The organism is Sulfuricella denitrificans skB26, assembly GCF_000297055.2.
Lineage (GTDB): Bacteria > Pseudomonadota > Gammaproteobacteria > Burkholderiales > Sulfuricellaceae > Sulfuricella > Sulfuricella denitrificans.
The window spans coordinates 1,201,799-1,219,128 of record NC_022357.1 but is presented as its reverse complement, the minus strand read 5'-3'; the positions used below and the strand labels follow the sequence as shown (position 1 = coordinate 1,219,128).

General features: G+C 53.9%; 19 protein-coding genes and 1 tRNA gene. 13 read left to right on the top strand and 7 right to left on the bottom strand.

All coding sequences use genetic code 11. The features are described from left to right. Nucleotides 1-309: 309 nt before the first annotated feature. Complete coding sequence (locus SCD_RS05965; protein ID WP_084607579.1) at nucleotides 310-846, bottom strand: MarR family winged helix-turn-helix transcriptional regulator; 537 nt, start codon at nucleotides 844-846, stop codon at nucleotides 310-312. Nucleotides 847-1,194: 348 nt separating this feature from the next. Between SCD_RS05965 and SCD_RS05960 the strand changes: the two genes are divergently transcribed. Both SCD_RS05960 and SCD_RS05955 read left to right on the top strand, forming a co-directional pair. After that, on the top strand, nucleotides 1,195-1,578 hold the full coding sequence (locus tag SCD_RS05960; RefSeq protein ID WP_009206016.1) for a DUF6394 family protein: 384 nt from the start codon (nucleotides 1,195-1,197) through the stop codon (nucleotides 1,576-1,578). A 20-nt stretch (nucleotides 1,579-1,598) separates the two neighbouring features. Then, the gene (locus SCD_RS05955; RefSeq protein WP_009206017.1) at nucleotides 1,599-3,329 is read left to right on the top strand and encodes a potassium channel family protein; all 1,731 of its coding nucleotides are present in this window, start codon (nucleotides 1,599-1,601) and stop codon (nucleotides 3,327-3,329) included. A gap of 24 nt (nucleotides 3,330-3,353) precedes the next feature. On the opposite strand, the gene SCD_RS05950 is transcribed toward SCD_RS05955, so the two are convergent. The 5 genes from SCD_RS05950 to SCD_RS15635 all read right to left on the bottom strand — a co-directional run bounded on the left by SCD_RS05950 (nucleotide 3,354) and on the right by SCD_RS15635 (nucleotide 8,065). Then, nucleotides 3,354-4,265 carry a mechanosensitive ion channel family protein gene (locus SCD_RS05950; protein ID WP_009206018.1) on the bottom strand — a complete coding sequence of 304 codons (912 nt, stop codon included), beginning with the start codon at nucleotides 4,263-4,265 and terminating at the stop codon, nucleotides 3,354-3,356. Nucleotides 4,266-4,381: 116 nt separating this feature from the next. Next, nucleotides 4,382-5,401 carry a carbohydrate kinase family protein gene (locus SCD_RS05945; protein WP_009206019.1) on the bottom strand — a complete coding sequence of 340 codons (1,020 nt, stop codon included), beginning with the start codon at nucleotides 5,399-5,401 and terminating at the stop codon, nucleotides 4,382-4,384. Nucleotides 5,402-5,813: 412 nt separating this feature from the next. Further along, nucleotides 5,814-7,151 carry an ArsB/NhaD family transporter gene (locus tag SCD_RS05940; RefSeq protein WP_009206020.1) on the bottom strand — a complete coding sequence of 446 codons (1,338 nt, stop codon included), beginning with the start codon at nucleotides 7,149-7,151 and terminating at the stop codon, nucleotides 5,814-5,816. Nucleotide 7,152: 1 nt separating this feature from the next. Then, nucleotides 7,153-7,614: a CBS domain-containing protein gene (locus SCD_RS05935; protein ID WP_009206021.1), complete on the bottom strand. Its 462-nt coding sequence runs from the start codon at nucleotides 7,612-7,614 to the stop codon at nucleotides 7,153-7,155. Nucleotides 7,615-7,660: 46 nt separating this feature from the next. Further along, nucleotides 7,661-8,065, bottom strand: coding sequence for a hypothetical protein (locus SCD_RS15635; protein ID WP_009206022.1), 405 nt, complete (start codon nucleotides 8,063-8,065; stop codon nucleotides 7,661-7,663). A 442-nt stretch (nucleotides 8,066-8,507) separates the two neighbouring features. Between SCD_RS15635 and SCD_RS15630 the strand changes: the two genes are divergently transcribed. The 10 genes from SCD_RS15630 (at nucleotide 8,508) to SCD_RS16830 (ending at nucleotide 15,478) form a co-directional block, all read left to right on the top strand. Then, nucleotides 8,508-10,523, top strand: a complete 2,016-nt coding sequence (locus SCD_RS15630) for a GGDEF domain-containing protein (protein ID WP_084607447.1) — start codon at nucleotides 8,508-8,510, stop codon at nucleotides 10,521-10,523. Nucleotides 10,524-10,790: 267 nt separating this feature from the next. Further along, nucleotides 10,791-12,044, top strand: coding sequence for a tyrosine-type recombinase/integrase (locus SCD_RS05920; protein WP_009206024.1), 1,254 nt, complete (start codon nucleotides 10,791-10,793; stop codon nucleotides 12,042-12,044). Next, on the top strand, nucleotides 12,041-12,616 hold the full coding sequence (locus tag SCD_RS05915; protein WP_009206025.1) for a hypothetical protein: 576 nt from the start codon (nucleotides 12,041-12,043) through the stop codon (nucleotides 12,614-12,616). Before SCD_RS05920 ends, SCD_RS05915 begins: the two co-directional genes overlap by 4 nt. 39 nt (nucleotides 12,617-12,655) lie before the next feature. Next, nucleotides 12,656-12,886: a helix-turn-helix transcriptional regulator gene (locus SCD_RS17105; RefSeq protein ID WP_009206026.1), complete on the top strand. Its 231-nt coding sequence runs from the start codon at nucleotides 12,656-12,658 to the stop codon at nucleotides 12,884-12,886. A 2-nt stretch (nucleotides 12,887-12,888) separates the two neighbouring features. Further along, nucleotides 12,889-13,185, top strand: coding sequence for a helix-turn-helix domain-containing protein (locus SCD_RS05905; protein ID WP_009206027.1), 297 nt, complete (start codon nucleotides 12,889-12,891; stop codon nucleotides 13,183-13,185). Between the two features lie 4 nt (nucleotides 13,186-13,189). After that, nucleotides 13,190-14,239 carry a plasmid recombination protein gene (locus SCD_RS05900; RefSeq protein WP_009206028.1) on the top strand — a complete coding sequence of 350 codons (1,050 nt, stop codon included), beginning with the start codon at nucleotides 13,190-13,192 and terminating at the stop codon, nucleotides 14,237-14,239. Continuing rightward, nucleotides 14,236-14,505 carry a hypothetical protein gene (locus SCD_RS05895; protein ID WP_009206029.1) on the top strand — a complete coding sequence of 90 codons (270 nt, stop codon included), beginning with the start codon at nucleotides 14,236-14,238 and terminating at the stop codon, nucleotides 14,503-14,505. The genes SCD_RS05900 and SCD_RS05895 overlap by 4 nt, the downstream gene beginning before the upstream one ends. After that, nucleotides 14,492-14,665 carry a hypothetical protein gene (locus SCD_RS16535; protein WP_009206030.1) on the top strand — a complete coding sequence of 58 codons (174 nt, stop codon included), beginning with the start codon at nucleotides 14,492-14,494 and terminating at the stop codon, nucleotides 14,663-14,665. Before SCD_RS05895 ends, SCD_RS16535 begins: the two co-directional genes overlap by 14 nt. A gap of 17 nt (nucleotides 14,666-14,682) precedes the next feature. After that, complete coding sequence (locus tag SCD_RS16370; protein WP_009206031.1) at nucleotides 14,683-14,874, top strand: hypothetical protein; 192 nt, start codon at nucleotides 14,683-14,685, stop codon at nucleotides 14,872-14,874. A gap of 304 nt (nucleotides 14,875-15,178) precedes the next feature. Continuing rightward, nucleotides 15,179-15,478, top strand: a complete 300-nt coding sequence (locus SCD_RS16830) for a hypothetical protein (protein WP_009206032.1) — start codon at nucleotides 15,179-15,181, stop codon at nucleotides 15,476-15,478. Between the two features lie 225 nt (nucleotides 15,479-15,703). Here SCD_RS16830 and SCD_RS05885 read toward each other — a convergent pair. Then, nucleotides 15,704-15,793: transfer RNA gene (locus tag SCD_RS05885), tRNA-Ser, on the bottom strand. Between the two features lie 35 nt (nucleotides 15,794-15,828). On the opposite strand from SCD_RS05885, the gene mltF reads away from it, so the two are divergent. Next, nucleotides 15,829-17,319, top strand: coding sequence for a membrane-bound lytic murein transglycosylase MltF (mltF, locus tag SCD_RS05880; RefSeq protein WP_009206033.1), 1,491 nt, complete (start codon nucleotides 15,829-15,831; stop codon nucleotides 17,317-17,319). The last annotated feature ends 11 nt before the right edge of the window (nucleotides 17,320-17,330 follow it).

Sequence of the window (17,330 nt, the reverse complement as noted above, 5' to 3'; positions counted from 1 at the left end):
CCTCTCGTACGACCAGCACAGCAAGGCTGTGCCCACAGTTAGAGTGCCTCGGACTGGCGGATGAAAATGCAACTCACGTGCTTCGGGATAACTCCCTGCCCTGCGCGCAGCATTCCACGTTTGCCGCACGCGGCGAGCTCCGAAAACTGATTGAGACGGGGTTCCACTCGCTGCTCACTTTGGTAAACTGGGCCATTGCGCCGACTTGACTTCCAGCCAGACTCCTGATGGCTGGTGCGCGTTGCTTTTCCTGGTTGGGGTTCAGGCAAACAGGTTTAATTTTTACAGCGTCCCGGATGAATTATTAAGCTACAAATCGGAAGGAATTAGATCTGAAAGCGGTTTCATGGCGGCGGTTTCATCCCTGACCTCGATTTCATCGAGCAACAGGGCGAGACTTCTGTTCAGGCTGTCCAGCACCTCATCCGGCAGTCGATTGAGCGCTTCCGGGAGCACGCCACGCGCTGGCTGCGGAGCACTTGCAATAATTCGCATCCCTTCTTCCGTGAGAAACAGGCGGACTATCCGCTGGTCAGCGTCATTGCGTTCTCTTCGAATCAGGTTGCGTTTCGTTAACTTGTCGAGCAGGTTGCTTGCAGTCGACATGTGCAGGGACATGGCCTTGGCGAGATCGGAAACCCGTTGCCCTGGATTTCCTGCTACCTCCCTCATTACCCACAGCTGGGCACCGCTCAGCCCACATTGATCCTCGATCCGGCGGAAGTGCTGTTGTGCCGAGCTGACGATTTGACGGAATTTTTTCAGGGCTTCCAGCGACTTCTCGCGCAAAGCGGATTCTTGGGCGGCCGCCCTGCGGGTATGAGTTGATTCGTTTTCCAATGGCATGCGAACGTATTTGTACAAAATAATTTTGCACAATACAGAATTATTGATTACCCCTCAAGTTATTTCCAACACTGAAACCGTGTAATCTTGATTAAAACAAATATTAAATCAGTCGTTTGTATGAGTGATATAAATTTCTTCTGGCGTTTTTTATAGCCTTATGAAATAGATCAGCGTTCTCTTTTTAATGAGGAAACCGCTGATCTATTCGTCGCACCGGCGAAAGCCGGTGTCCAGTGTTTTGAATTTTCCAGATTCCGACCTTCGCCGGAATGACGATTTGTTATTTAATCAGCGCTTCCTTAGGCTAAAATAGGCTTAGCGGAAAATTTACAGGGGTTTAAAGCAATGAATCTTGAAAAAGTGATCTTCGCGTTTTTTATCGTTCTCGCGCTGACTCTGAACTTCGGTTTTTTTCTGGGCAGCATCGACAACCCGGTCCACCACAGCGTTTATGAGCTGTTCGCCGCCATCGTCATCAGCCTGATCGCCACTATCCTGAAATTCGGCGATCGCACCCATCTCGGCGCGGTACTGCTCGCCACCAGCCTGGTGGCCGACTTACAGCTGATCGCGGCAGCGGTTTTATGGGGGATGGCGGAGCATGTCATGCAATCCGGGCTGACTCCCCACATCATGGCGATCATCGTTTCCCTGTCCGGTGGTGCGTTGCTCGCCAATATTACCTCGGTGGTGCTGCTGGTAGCCGAAACCATCGCGGTGCGCCGCTGACCGTCTGACGAGGGCCTGCCATGCACAATATCGTGTATGTCCTGCTGCGGCGCATTCATGTGCCGTTGATCGTGCTGGTGTGTGTGTATGCCGTTTCCGTTCTGGGTTTTGTCCTGATCCCCGGCATGGATGGGCAGGGCAAACCGTGGGACATGAGTTTCTTCCATGCCGTCTATTTTGTCAGCTTCCTGGGTACCACCATCGGGTTAGGCGAAATTCCCTATCCGTTCACCGATGCGCAGCGTCTCTGGGCCACGATCAGCATCTATGGCACCGTGTTCGCCTGGTTATATGGCATCGGTGCTGCCCTGTCGCTGTTGCAGGATCAGGCCTTTCAGTCGACTCTGCGGGTAAACGCCTTCCGCCGATCGGTCAGGCTGATCACGGAACCGTTCTATCTGGTGTGCGGCTACGGCGACACCGGCAGCACGCTGGTGCGTGCACTGTCCGATGCGGGCTACCGCTCGGTGGTGATCGAGATCGACCAAGGCCGCATCGTTGCGCTGGAACTGGAGGATCTGGGGATGCCCGTACCCGGACTGTGCGCCAGTGCCGTCGAGCCCAAGATCCTGGTGATGGCGGGTCTGGATCGCCCTAACTGCATTGGTGTGATCGCGCTGACCAATGTGGATGACGTCAACCTCAACGTCGCGATTACCGCCAAGCTGCTCCGTCCTCGCGTTGCCACTATCGCCCGGGTGGAGTCGCGTTCGGTCGAAGCCAATATGCTTTCCTTCGGCACCGACCAGGTATTCAACCCCTTCGATACCTTTGCCGGGCGTCTCGCCCTGGCGCTGCATTCGCCCGGCATGTTTCTGCTGTATGAATGGATGACCGCCGTGCCGCACGAGTCCTTGCGCGAGCCCCTGTTCCCGCCGCACGGGCGCTGGATCCTGTGCGGCTACGGCCGCTTCGGCAAGGCAGTGTATGAGCGTCTGGTTGCGGAGGGTGTCCAGGTAACTGTTATCGAGGCCACACCTGAAACTACCAACGCACCGCCAGGCACCATCTCCGGCTCAGGTACCGAGGCTGCTACGCAACTCGAAGCCGGCATCAAGGACGCGGTGGGTATCGTGGCCGGCACCGACAACGATGCGAACAACCTGTCCATCATCATGACTGCGCGCGAACTCAACCCTGGCCTCTTTATGGTCGCACGCCAGAACCAGCACCAGAACAACATCATTTTCAGGGCGGCCCAGCTTGATCTCACCATGAAACGCGGCAGCGTGATCGCTAACAAGATTTTTGCCCTGACCACCACGCCGCTTCTGGCAGAATTTTTACAAGTGGCCCGGCTCAATTCCAACGAATGGGCCAACCAGCTGGTGAGCCGCATCGGCGGCATCTCCGGCGACGAGGTGCCGCAGACCTGGGCGCTGGAAATTACGCCTGCAGCCTCGCCGGCCCTTTATGCTGGTATTGCGAGGGGCAGGCGAGCCCGCATCGGCGATCTTTGCCGCGATCCGCGCAATCGCGATGAATGCCTGCCTTGCATTGCGCTATTGATCAAACGCGGAGATGCCGAGATTCTGTTGCCAGCGGACGATGAAATGCTGCGGCGAGGAGACCACATCCTGCTCTGCGGCCGTGACGGCGCAGGTCAGCAAATGGAATGGATCGCGAAGAACCACAACGTGTTCAATTATCTCTATTCCGGCGAAGAACGCGCCAGCGGCAGCGTCTGGCGCTGGCTTACGCGCGAAAAGGACCATCCGGCCGGCGAGGAAGGTCCGGAGCCAAGGCGCTGACGACGGGTGCTGGCCGGTGTAGCCTTATGCCGTTTCGGTACGCTGGACGAGGTGCAGGGGTGCTGCCGAGCCGTCCTTAGCCTGGCCGGCGTAAACAGTCAGGTGGGGATAGGGAATCTCGATGCCGTGGCGGTCGAAAGCCTGCTTCAGCCGGCGCAGATATTCACGGCGAACTCCCCACTGTTCCAGAGGCAGCACCTTGAAGCGGCAGCGCAGGGTCACGGCCGAATCGTCCCACCGATCCACGCCGGCCATTTCCATCGGCTCCATCATCTTGCCGCCGAAGGTCTCGTCTTCGCGCATCCCGGCACCGACCTGGCGCATCACGTCCATCACCTCGTCCATGTCTTCACGGTAAGCAACCCCGACGTCGATCACTGCGTAGGCGAACCCCCTGCTCATATTGGTGACAGTGGTGATGATGCCGTTGGGGATGAAATGGACGTTGCCGTCATAATCGCGCATCTTGATGTAGCGCAGGGTGACTTCTTCCACCAGTCCGGCCTTGCCGCCCGCCTCCACCACGTCGCCCTGCCTGACCTGGTTTTCCAGCAACAGGAAGATGCCGTTGAAGTAGTCCTTGATCAGGCTTTGCGCTCCGAAACCTACCGCAAGGCCCAGCACCCCGGCAGTGGCCAGGATCGGTGCGATGGAAATACCCAGTTCGCTCAATACGACCATGCCAGACACCACGTAGATGACTACCGAGGCGATATAGCGGAACACCCGGCTCAGGGTTTCGATGCGCTTCAGATCCTCCAAGTTGTTATCCGCCTGGCTCCTCAAGTAAGCCTTTAACATCCTGATGGCCTTACCGGAGAAGCGCAGCAGTACCCAGGCCATGATCAGGATCAGGAGGATGTGCATGGCGGGCTGGGAGAACTGCAACAGCTCCTTCAGATTGACCAGGTTAAAAACGTCAGATAGTTTGTCCATTGATTTTCCTTGTGTGTGTGACTTGCCGGGCTGATAGGGTCGGCTGACCCTGCCGGACAGGGGTGGTTGCAGGTGGTTGAACATGCCCAGAAAGCGCGCTTGGCCGTCCACGCATCTCACGCACCGGGACTTTGTACCGGCTCAGGCCGAGCAAACTGTTCAACAGAAAGTGTAGGGTGGTTTCGCTTTTTATCGAGGCCATCATCCAGTTTCCATTCCTTCAGGAATGCCTGATAGAAACTTGGGTCATCCGGGATGGCACCGCGTATTCCGCACACGGCGGCGGCAAAACGATTGGCCCGCGACAAGGTGAGTCCGGCCGGCCATCCTCTGAGTGTTCCGAGGATGAAGACGGCAGCGAAGCCATCTCCTGCGCCTACCGTGTCGACAATGCTGCCAGTCGGCACACTGCCTTCGGTCTGCGTTTCCGTCCCGTCCGCAGTCAGTTGCCAGGCACCTTTCGCCCCGCAGGTAACCAGCAGCCGTCCCAAAGAAAACTGTTTGATCAGAGCTGCCGCCTGCTCAACGGCACTGTCACCCGGCAGCTTCAGTTGCAGGGCGATGTTTGCCAGTTCCTCGTGGTTCATTTTTACGAGGTCCGCGCGAAGCAGCGAGCGTTTGAGTGTTTGCGCGTCGTACCAGGGCTCGCGCAGGTTGATGTCCAGCATGCGAGGCGCGCCGATACTCCGGAACAGGCTGTTCAGGGCTCGTCTAGAAATCTTGTTGCGCTGCGCCAGGGTTCCAAAATAGATCAGCTCCGGCTGAGTTGACAGGGCGACCATGCGCGCCACACCGGCATGGATAAAGTCGTAAGCCTGATTTGGGGAAATCTCGAAACGGTATCCACCCTGCTCCATGTGTACAACCACCTGACCGGTCGGATGAACAGGGTCGCACTGCACGCCCAGAGGGTCCATCCCGAACCGGGCCATGCTGGCGAGCAATTCCTCCCGTAGGGCATCATTGCCGGTGCGCGTGATCAGCACCGGATGCAGGCCGAATGCCTGCAGGTGACGGGCCACGTTGAAGGGCGCTCCGCCCAGTACGCTACGGTCGGGAAACCTGTCCACCAGGACTTCGCCGAACAGCGCTATGGTTCCGGTTCGCGAGCTCGGTTTGATCAACAGCCTGGGCAAGGTGCTTTCCTGATTTGCAACTTTAGGATGTGGGATGTGATAGTCCTCCTGACAATATAGTATTGTACAAAACTATTCTGCAGATGCCGAATTTATCTGACATAAATTCGCTCATGAAGGACCATGACATGCCGAGGAATGTAACCCAACCACATAATATTTATAGGAAATTCTGCACGTGAAAAAATAAGGGGGGCAGATCGAAGCCGTCGGAAAACTGAACGGTTAAAATTTACTCAAAACAATCCCGCCGAACTATTTGCTTCGTGAGGTAATTTGCAGCATCACGGGCGCTTACCTGCCGAACCGTGGGTAGGTTCGGCCATCCGTCCATCATGACATTTAAACCGTGCCCCATGGCGGATGACCTCGGTAAGGTCGGCTCATTCCCGGTTGGTTGGTAAGGCGGTTTTCACAGGTAACGCAAGTAAAGATAAACGCTGGATACCGCGATACTGGCAAGCATCAGCGGGAAGGCCAGCAGCATAAAGGGAAGGAAGCGGATCGGCTGCCCAGCACGCTCGGCGAAGCCGGCCACCACCAGGTTGGCGCTCGCCCCCACCAGGCTGCCGTTGCCCCCCAGGCAGGCGCCCAGTGCCAGCGACCACCACAAGGTGCTGAGTTGCTCCGGGCTGAACACTGCCCCCATTTTCTGGATGACTGGAATCATGGTGGCGACGAAGGGAATGTTGTCGACGACCGCGGAAAATATCGCCGAAGCCCACAGGATGGTAATGGTAGTAGTGGGGAAATCGCCGCCGGTCACTTCCAGGAGCTTTCCGGCCAGGAGATCAAGCGCACCGGCCTTCTCCACGCCGGCTACCACCACGAACAGGCCGACGAAAAAGAAGATCGTCACCCATTCCACTTCGCCCCAGGTGCGATGTGTCTCGTGGGACTGCTCTTCTGCATCTTTCCCTAAAGCGCGCAATAAAAGCAGGAATGCAGCACCGAACATGGCGATGGTGCCGGGTTCCTGGCCGATGTGGTGGGCCATGACGAAGCCAGCGATCACCAAGCCGATTACCGTCAGGGATTGCTTGAGCAAGCGGGTGTCGGTGATTGCCTCCTTGGCGTCGAACGCCATCACTTGCGCCCGGTCTTCTGGCGTGGCGCGCATTTTGCGGCCCCAGATCAGATAGAGCGGGATCAGGGTCAGAGCGAAGATAATCGCGGCAATCGGCCCCAGATTTACTACAAAATCGGAGAAGGTCAGTCCGACCGCCGAACCGATCATGATGTTGGGAGGGTCGCCGATCAGGGTGGAGGTGCCGCCAATATTGGAGGCAAAAATAATGGAGAACAGATAGGGATAGGCAGAAACCCTGAGCGAATCGGTGATGAGCAGGGCCACCGGCACGATCAATAATACCGTGGTCACGTTATCGAGCAGAGCAGAAAATACCGCCGTGATGGCGGAGAGCATCACCAGCAAACCCCAGGGCTCGGCCTTCACCCATTTCGCCACAACGATGGCAACATACTGGAAAACCCCGCTCTTCTGGGTGATCGCCACCAGCACCATCATGCCGGTGAGCAGGCTAATAGTATTGAAGTCGATGCCGGCAACGGCCTCGCTTTGATTCAGGACACCGGAGAAAATCATCAGCCCGGCGCCGAGCAGGGCCACGATGGAGCGGTTGATCTTCTCGGTGACGATGGCCGCGTAGGTCAGCACGAACACCGTAAGCGAAACGACCAGCGGGCTCAATCCCAGAATCACCTGGGAGGCAGCAGCGGTACCATGCATCTCAAACTCCTGCCTGTTGCACAATATAGGCGAGCAGGGTATGCCGACTGAGCATGCCGCGCAGCCGGCCATCCTTGCCAATGACCGGCAGAGGGGAGGTGTTTTGGCTGAGTAGCAGGGCCGCCTCCAGAAGAGGGCAATCTTCATCCAGAACAGGCATGTTCTTTTCCGCCAATTCGCCGACGGAACGATGTTCCAGGCCATGCAGGTGGGAACACAGCAACGGGGTGGCGTCGCCGGCAAACTTCAGGTCTGACAGGCCATGCTCCATTCGTGCGCTGACCGGAATCAGTTCGGAAAGGATGGACTGGGTGCTGACGATGCCGATAAAGCGGCCATTTTCGTCGCACAGGGGTAAATGATTGATGTGCTTTTCCAGCATCAGCTTGAGGGCACCAAGCAGGCTGGACTCCAGGCGTAGCTCGATGGAGGGTGGGTAACGGGGTATAGATCGAATGGTCATAATGATTTTCTAATGGAATGGGGCGCGGAAACGCCCGGGGGTATGGCTAAAGGCGATCCAGGTATTCGTCGGCCGGCTCAGTGTTGGGTCTGTGCTCTGGGCTGTGTGCACTGCTCAGGTAGATCGAGCGCAGGTGTTGCTCGCGGGATGGCGCTCTGAGGTTTTCAAGTATGCATGATTCGCTGTGGTAGATCAGGGCACGCTTGATTTTATGTAGCAGCGAATTGTCGAGATGGTGTCCATGATTCACTAGCAGGTCTTCCAGTACTTCCAGCGTGTGCTGGCTCAGGTCGTAGCGTACGGATAAGCAGCTATCTTCTGTATCGACACTCACTTCCAGCTGGGCCAACTCGCCAAGCAGCTTCATGGCATGGGAAAAGTTGGGTGGTGGCAGTCTTGAAAAGTAGATGCGACGAACTTTGTGCAATGCCGGATGGGCGGTTTTTTCCATCTAACCTCCCGTGATTCGTAGAGCCTGAATTCGATCTGGGAAAGTGCCGGGGCCATTGTCCCTAGTGGTTTCTAAATGACTGGCACCGATGCCAAATGATAGTTCCGCTAATCTTGCCATGTCAAGTTTAACGCTGCAGCTTTATCTGCTTATGCTTAAAGCCAGTCCACGGTGCTGTTCGGGGCAGCCACGTTAATTTAGGTATTAAAACTGGCTTAATGGCGCATAGAGGTGTTGTTGCACTACCGTTCGGAAGAGATATATCGAATCATTCGGTCAAGCCATAAAAAACCCCCGCTGAAGCAGGGTTTTAATTTGGCTGAAAAGCCGGGAGGCCGAATTACATCATGCCGCCCATGAGTTACTAACTTGTAACTGGTTTCCGCTCTCTTCTACGACTACGCTGTCAGCATTAACCATAGCAGCCCAGAGGGCATTGGCCATGAAAATATCGGCCGCTTCATATCCCCATCTTCGAAGTTGGCACTCAACCTTGCCGGCGGTGCTAACTATAGTTTTCTTGCTGCTGGCGCATTCGAACTGGCGGGCCTACGAGATCGCCCGCGATGAGGTGATCCACGCCGAGGCCGACATGGTGCGTCTGGCCGATTCCGTTGCTGCCTTTCAGAAAACGTTAATCGATCGTACTGCCCAACAGCTGCACATATTGGGCGGGATTTCGCCGTCAGAAAACAATAACTCGGCCGCGTGTGACAAATTTCTAGCGCGCCAACTGGAGATTTTTCCGCCATTCGACAATCTGGCTTTTGCCGAAGCAAACGGCGCGGTGACATGCAGTGCACGCTCCAACACTATCCCTCTGCCCTCCTTGCTTCCCGGCGCGTCCTCGCCTGACAAGCCTTTGTTGCTTTCCCTGGGCAGCGATGAACTGGCGCTCGCCTTGCCTCGCAAATCCATCCAAGGGCGTGCGGAAGGCTGGGTAATTGCCATGCTACCTGTCGCGGCCTTCTTCCAGGCTAACTCGCAGGGTGCCGTATTCTCCTTGGTGCATGATGGCGGGTTGGTTGCTGCGTACCCTGCCAAAAACGCCAAGGATAGCCGCAATCCATTGTTTATCAAGTTCATGCGGGCTCTTAGGCCTCCAATGGCAACGCCACTGGCTATTCAGGATGGAACGGACTGGTTGTATGCAGCTCAGGTGAAAGGCAGCGCAAAGGAACTGTGGCTACTGGCGCGGCTGCCCACTGACGCGGCGACTGGGCAATTGATGCGCATGGCGGCGCTGATGGCGATGACCATCTCTCTGGCCGGGTTGTCTATTTGGGTGCTGTGCAGCCAAGCCAGCGCATACTTGGCCGCGATCAATTGGCGACGCTTCGACTTGGCCACGAAGGTCGAACATGCCGTTGCTACGCTGCATAAAAGACTGCGCCAGATGCAATGGAACAAGGCACAGCCTTCTGAAGGCAGCAATACCGAGTTGCACGTCGCTTATCAAAAACTTAAACATTCATTCGCCGACGAAGCGGAACGAATGCGGCAAATCACGCTGCTGGACGAGTTAAGCCAGGCGTTGCAAGGCTGCATCGACAGTACGGAGCTGACCGAGCTGATAGCGCATTCCGCCGTCGCCTTGTTTCCCGGAAGCAGTGGTGCGCTGTTGCTGAATGCGACATCGGACGTAGTGGAGTTGCATCATGCCTGGGGCGGCAGCATCCATCAGGAAGCATTCCCGCCACAGGATTGCTGGGCGCTACGCATTGGCCACCCTTATCACGCCCAGCAGGCAGGCGCCGTATCCTGCGCACACCTGCGAGAAAAGCATGCGGATTATATTTGCCTGCCATTAATCGCAAATAGCGAAATACTTGGCGTGCTACATCTGTCCAGGCTGGGCGAAAACACAATAGAATCTGGCATTCCCTGGGCCGCGGAGTCTATTGCCGAGCGTACCGCTATCGCTATTTCCGTAATCAGGCGGGCGGAACAGTTGCAAATCCGCGCCACGCGGGATGCACTGACCGGCATCTACAACCGGCGCTTCATGGAGGAAGCGCTGGCCATCGAGCAGAGCCGCTCCGAGCGCCGTAGCTCGTCCATTGGTTTGATGATGGTGGATGTGGATTACTTCAAAGGCTTCAACGACACTTTCGGTCATGATGCGGGGGATGCCGTGTTGCGCGGCATCGGTCAATTGCTACGCCGCACCATGCGTGAAGGGGACATGCCGTGCCGCTACGGCGGTGAGGAATTCGCGGTCATCCTGCCCGGTGCCGATCTGGCTCAGACACACCAGCGCGCGGAAGCAATTCGCACCGCAATCGAACGTTGGGAGCCTCAGCAAGAGGGGCACTCCTTCGGGCAAGTCACCGTTTCAATCGGCATCGCCGCCCTCCCCCTCAACGGAAATTCGTGGCAAGCCGCTCTCAAGGTAGCAGACGAGGCGCTCTATGCGGCTAAGCGCGGTGGAAGGAACCAGGTAACGGCGCCGGCCTAGTCGTCAGAACGACCGTTCAGCCTACCCAATATTTTTTTAGAGAAGTAGAAAAACAAAACGCCACATTAAGTGGCGTATTTGCTTGTTACTTGGCGGAGAGGGTGACTGACGAACCCACGTTCTCACACTTTCGCAATCATCCAACAACCTCCAATATTGTCAGCATGTTATATCGCTATTCATTCGTCACAGTTCGCCATAGTTTGCTATAATCCACGTTAGCGGGTAAGAACGCGGGTAAGAACTGATAGTACGGCGGAGACAGCCATGGCGAAACAGATCGGGTTACTGGCAGCACGACAAGTTGATACCCTGAAGGCTGGTTTTCATTCGGACGGTGGAAACCTTTATTTGCGGGTGAAAGACACCGGGGCAAGAAGCTGGGTTTTCAGATACAAGCTAGCAGGCAAGGTCAGAGAGCTAGGCATAGGCTCAAAAAACGACCGTTCTTTAGCTCAAGCGCGTGAACTGGCAGGCAAGATGCGGACAGCTCTCGCAGACCACAAAGATCCCGTATGTGAGCTAAAACAGGGATTAGACCTCGCAACAAAAACGTTCTCAGATTACGCAAAAGAATTAATCGAAGCCAATCGGCCATCATGGCGCAATGCCAAACATGCCGCACAGTGGACAGCAACGCTAGAGCAATACGCCTACCCCACTATTGGCAGCAAATTACCTGCCGATATTTCGCTGGCAGACGTGAAAGCAATCCTGTTGTCGATGTGGTCAACCAAAACCGAAACAGCCACCCGATTACGTCAACGCATTGAGGCAGTGCTGGACTATGCTGCCGTACACGAACTGGACTATGCTGCCGCACATGAAAAAATCCATAGCCGATACAACCCAGCAAGATGGAAAGGCAATCTGGATAAAATTCTGCCTGCACCCAAAAAGGTAACTAAGCGTGTCCACCATGCTTCAGCGCCTTATGCAGATGTGCCGGGCATTATGTCTGCCTTGAGAGATAAAGATTTTCTGTCAGCGTACTGTTTGCGCTTCACCATCTTGACGGCAGCTAGATCGGGAGAGGCTAGAGGCGCATTGTGGCGTGAGATCGATTTCACTGCTAAGACGTGGACAATACCAGCGTCCAGAATGAAGGCAGACAACCTCCACCGCGTGCCGCTATGCGACGAAGCCATGCAGATACTAGCCAAGATGCAGGAATGGCGTTTAGACAAGGCAGAACGCGTCTTTAATGGTGAGCGCGGAGGTCTGTTATCTGATGTGGCAGTAAACAAAACCCTGCACAGCATCATTCAGGATGTAACTGTCCACGGCTTCAGATCATCATTCAGGATGTGGGGCGCAGAAACCACAGCATACCCAAGCGCAGTCTTAGAGGCCGCACTGGCACACACAAACCCGAACGAGGTAGAGGCCAGTTATCAGCGCAGTGACCTATTTGATCGGCGCAGAGAGTTGATGCAGGCATGGGGCAATTACTGTGGCAGCAAGGGCAATGTTATCCAGCTAGTACCAACGGAAAAAGAAAGTGTGAAGGGGCGCGCATGAAAATGCCACCACTACCGGACAATGTGCTGGATATGCCCGATTATGAATTGGGCGGCTTGTTGCTAGGATGGTTTATTGCTGTGCAAGCAGATGACCTAGGTATTCCATTTGAGCAGATTAATCAAATTCCAGAACATTTTGCAGAGCAAGTCAGAAAACGCGTCCTCACCATCGAGACAGATACGGTTGAAAATTTCGCGGTTGAAAAGGCGCTACATAAGGCGGCTAGCGGAGATTTTGAAACAGCCGGGAGATTTATACGGGAGCATATGATTAGTGGCGGAGTTTCAATCGTTTCAATGAAATTTGCGCCGATTGGAATCAAATTCACCAGAGGGCGCAAGCCCAATACCGTCAGCCCAATACGCAAAGCAATTGCCAAGCTACTGAAGGCAAACAGCGCCATAAAAAACCCTGAGATATGGGAGAGCATGAAACACAAATCACCGCGCGGATGGACTGCCTGCGACAATCATTTGGGCAAGTATTTCGAAGGCCCGGAAAACAAAAACATGAATTACGAACGGTTTTGTAATGTTTGCAGCGACGAGCGAAAGAAGATCAAGCAATAATTTCACGGGTTAGCGAACCAGTGAAACGACTTTGAAACGATGCGTACTCCAACGTTCAACTACGGAGATACGCACACCATGACAACCACACAACCACGCCTAATAGCACTTCCCGAAGTATCAACAATCACCAGCTTACGCAAAACCGCCTTGTATCAGCTCATCAAGGATGGAGAACTGCGCCCTGTAAAACTTGGACGAAAGACCGTTTTCGCGGAGTCTGAGATTATCGCTTGGGTGAATGAACGCCTTGCAAGTCGGGGGGCGTAATCATGGACAACAAAAATGGAAACGCCCCGCTGGCAGGCAAGGGCGAAGGTAAAAAAACACGTTCGAATTTTAACTCATTTGAAGCACAGCGCCAACGCCTGATGGATTGGTTTAGAACGCACGGCATGATCGACACCATAACCGCACGGCGTGACTTGGATATTATGATGCCTGCTGCCCGGGTGCATGAATTGCGGCATCGCCACGGCCACCAGATCGACTTGGTATGGGTGCAACAGCCAACGGATTGCGGACGGTTGCATCGTGTCGGGCAATACGTGTTTCACCCTGAGGCGTAACGCCATGGAACATATCCAGGTATTTCGTATCAAGAAGCTGAAGGGCAGCGGCATTATCGCTGTTGCTGCCCGTCATAACCTTCGTGAGATGCAATCAGAGATAGGCTCTGACAGCCACATTAACCCGCGCATGACCTCACATAATCTTGTATTGCGTGGAGCTGTGCGTGCTGCCGATGTAGCAGCGCAAGCAGTTAACCTAATGGAACAGGCGCAGCTAAAAAAGCCACTGCAAAAGAACGCTGTTCACGCTCTTGAGCTTCTTTTCAGTTTACCCATTTCGTCGGGCATTGCAGAACAGGATTATTTTTCTGCCGCTGCCGACTGGGCTGAAGGTTTTTTTGAGATACCAATTCTGAGCGCGGTTATCCATAACGACGAAGCAGCCCCACATTGCCACATAATTATGCTGCCACTGTTTAACGGCAGAATGATCGGCAGTGCAATGGTGGGCAACAGGACGCGCCTGCTAGCCATGCAGACTGATTTTCACACCATTGTAGGGCAAAGGTATGGATTGAAGCGTGGAGAGCCAACAAAGCGTTATAGCAGGGCTGCCAGAGCAACGGCAGCGGATAGCGTAGTCACTGCATTGCGAAGAGTACCAAAGAGCCTTGATGACCCCGCTATCCGTGACGCGTTACGCGAAGCCATAGCCGAGACAATGCCTGTTAATTTGATGGCGCTGCTCGAATTGGATTTACCGGCAGTCAGAACACCGAAACCGAAAACCTTGGCCGAGATAATGACCAAACCATGTAAACCTGAAAAGCCTATAGGGTTTCAAAGCAAGAAGCCTATAGGGTTTGCAGCCACAATCAGCACCAAAAAAGATCAAACCCTATCCTGTGTAGGCTTTGCAGATTCAACAATCCCTGTTTCACCAGATAACGCTCTAAATCAAAACGAATACACCCGTGAAAGCGAGAACGGACAAGCTGCAACGTATTGGGATGAAGACCAAGGCAAGTTTATCCAGCCACCAGCAAGGGCAAAACTGAAGTCTGCCGAAATTGATCGGGTACGAGTAGCAATTCAAGGTATGCAACGATGACGACCAAAAAGGCAACAGAACAGCCTGTAGTCCACGAAGGGCAAGTATTGAGGGCGATACCCACCCCCCAGTTAAAACTTGCCACAATCGAGGATTGCAGGCGCGAAATGGCACGCGTTTATCGTGATGCCAGAACAGCAACTACAGAAACGGCAGACGCTTCAAGGTTGGTTTACATGCTGACTTCGATTGCAAAGATGATTGAGATCGGCACACTGGAGCAGCGACTAACCGCATTGGAGGATAAACAGCATGGCAACACTTGAAAGCAGGATTGTGGCGCTAGAGCGTCAACACTGCGCCACTGGCATCAAGCTGGCAATACGTGCTGACGGTGAAACAGATGAACAGGTTAGAGCGTGTGCTGGCCTTGAAAACTGGCCGGGGCAAGTAATTTTTATCAGTGCTGTTGATGCCAAACTTTAATTGGGGAGAAGTGAATTATGATTAACAACCTTTCAACTCGGATTACAGCACTAGAACGAAAGACTGCAAAAACGCCCAAAATATTTAGCATCATTTGCAAAGGCGCGACACCGACACCAGAAGAACAAGAGCAAATAGACGATGCAGAAAAGCGTGGAGAGTTTGCTGTCTGCCGTTTGATTGTTACACCTAAAAATCATTACATCTAACTTCCTGGCTCCTTCGTCATATTGGCACCTTGAATAAAAATGGTGCAGCCTTGCCTACTCTAGACAGAGGGCGCTATGTTCAATAAAACTTTTTGGGAAAGCGAGGGAAAGCAAAGAATTGCTGCCCTTGTGATTGGCTCAATAGCCGCTGGTGTTGCAATTAGCTGAATTGTTGGAGTGGCAGTGTTTTTTATAACGGTTGCAGTTATGCCTAATATCCATAGTTAATGGATTAATTAGCCTGAAGCTTCCATGGTATGCTTTTGCCAATAAGAGGTCTGCGCCTCAACTCAAGGGGGATGCGATGAACGCACTAGATCTATTCTTGACATTAACACCCCATGAACGCGTATTGGCTATTCTTAAATCAAGGGAAGATTTCCCGCGCGATCCACGCCCGGCTATGCGGTGTATTTCAAATAATCCTGATGAGACGTTCTGCTGTTTCGACGACGAGGTATCCACCGAAATTGGAGCTTACATTAAGCTTCTTGGACACCTTGGGCAACTCGACGTAACTGATATTGAAGCGGTCGCACGAGCGGGGGAATTGTACGTCATTGCAATTGCGACCATACGCATATGCGCAGCAAAGATAATCTGAGACGCTGCGCACGAAATCCCGACAACATCCTAAATTCCGTGTGTATGGCCGAGAAATGGAGCAAATTCTCGTGCGTCCGTTTCACTAGACGACCAACAAAGTCAAACCTGATCTAACACTCACAGTTTCTTACCCCAACAATGTTTTTGGGTAAGAACAGCGGCAAGAACGCCAGAAAGCAAAAACCCGCAAAGCCAATAGCAGTGCGGGTTTATGTTTGATATTTGGCGGAGAGGGTGGGATTCGAACCCACGGTAGGTTTGAACCTACGCCTGATTTCGAGTCAGGTACATTCGACCACTCTGCCACCTCTCCGCGAGGTCTGCATTCTACCAGCTCAGGAAGGATAGTTGAACCATGAAACATGGACAAAATCACAAAAGAAGGTCAAACTTTTGACCATGCGCCTGTTTATTCCGCTCATCCTTGCGCTGGGAATGGGGTCGTGCAGCATTCCAGAGGCTCCCATCCCGCCGGTGCAGGAAAACCACGAATTGGTGGTTCTGACCCGCAATAGCCCCACCACCTATTATGAGGATGCACAAGGCAATTATGCCGGGTTGGAATACGACCTGGTCAAACTGTTCGCCCAAGAACTCGGCGTCGATGTCCGTTTCGTCGTCGCCACCGAGTTCAGCAAAATCATCCCCTTACTGACCAAGAAACAAGTACATCTAGTTGCCGCAGGGCTAACCATCACTCCGGAACGAAAAAAAATCATCCGTTTTGGCCCTGCCTATCAAACCGTTCAGCAGCAAATCGTTTACAACACTTTCGCTTTGAAGCCCGACGGCATTGAGGATTTGATCGGAAAAAGAATCGAGGTCATCGCCGGTAGCAGCTATGTGGAAAGGCTCAAGCAAGCCAAGAAAAAAGCCCCCAAGCTGGCGTGGCATGAAATCAGCACCACGGAAATAGAAGAATTGCTGGAGAAAGTGGCGAATGGCGAGGTGGACTATTCCGTCGCCGATTCCCATTTCGTTTCCATGACACAGAATTTCTTTCCTAATCTTGGCGTTGCCTTCAACCTGGGCGAACCGGAGCAATTGGCCTGGGCATTTCCGAAAGACGTCGATCCCTACCTGTACGGCAAGGCCCAGCAATTTTTCGACCGCATCCAGAAAGACGGAACGCTGCGGCGCCTGCTCGATCGCTACTACGGCCACATCGACCGTCTGAACCGCATCGACGTGGCTACCTTCCTGGAAAAAATGAATTCGACCTTGCCGAGCTACCGGAAACTGTTTCAGCAGGCGCAGGAAATCACCGATATCGATTGGCGGCTTATTGCCGCCCTGGGTTACCAGGAATCACACTGGAATCCCCTGGCCACTTCGCCGACGGGGGTGCGAGGCCTGATGATGCTGACCTCGGACACGGCCGACTACCTGGACGTCAACGATCGGCTCAATCCGAAAGAAAATGTTTCTGCGGGGGCCCGCTACCTTCTCGCACTGAAAGAAGCTCTGCCGGAACGGATTCCCGAGCCAGACAAGACCTGGATGGCTCTGGCCGCCTACAACGCGGGGATGGGCCACCTGGAAGACGCGCGGATTCTGGCACAGAGGATGAAATTGAACCCGGACTCCTGGACCGACATGAAAAAAGCCCTGCCGCTACTTAGCAAAACCGCTTACCACACCACTCTCAAGCACGGCTATGCACGTGGCGGCGAATCAGTAATTCTGGTGGAAAACATCCGCAACTATCACAACATCATGATGAAATTTGAACCTGCCTATAATTCTCCATATCCGGTACTGACCTCCGCCAAGAGGGAACACAGTCTTGCCGAATCTCCAGAGCACCCAGATAAGAAAGTAACGCTGAAGGCACAGTAATATACTGCCAT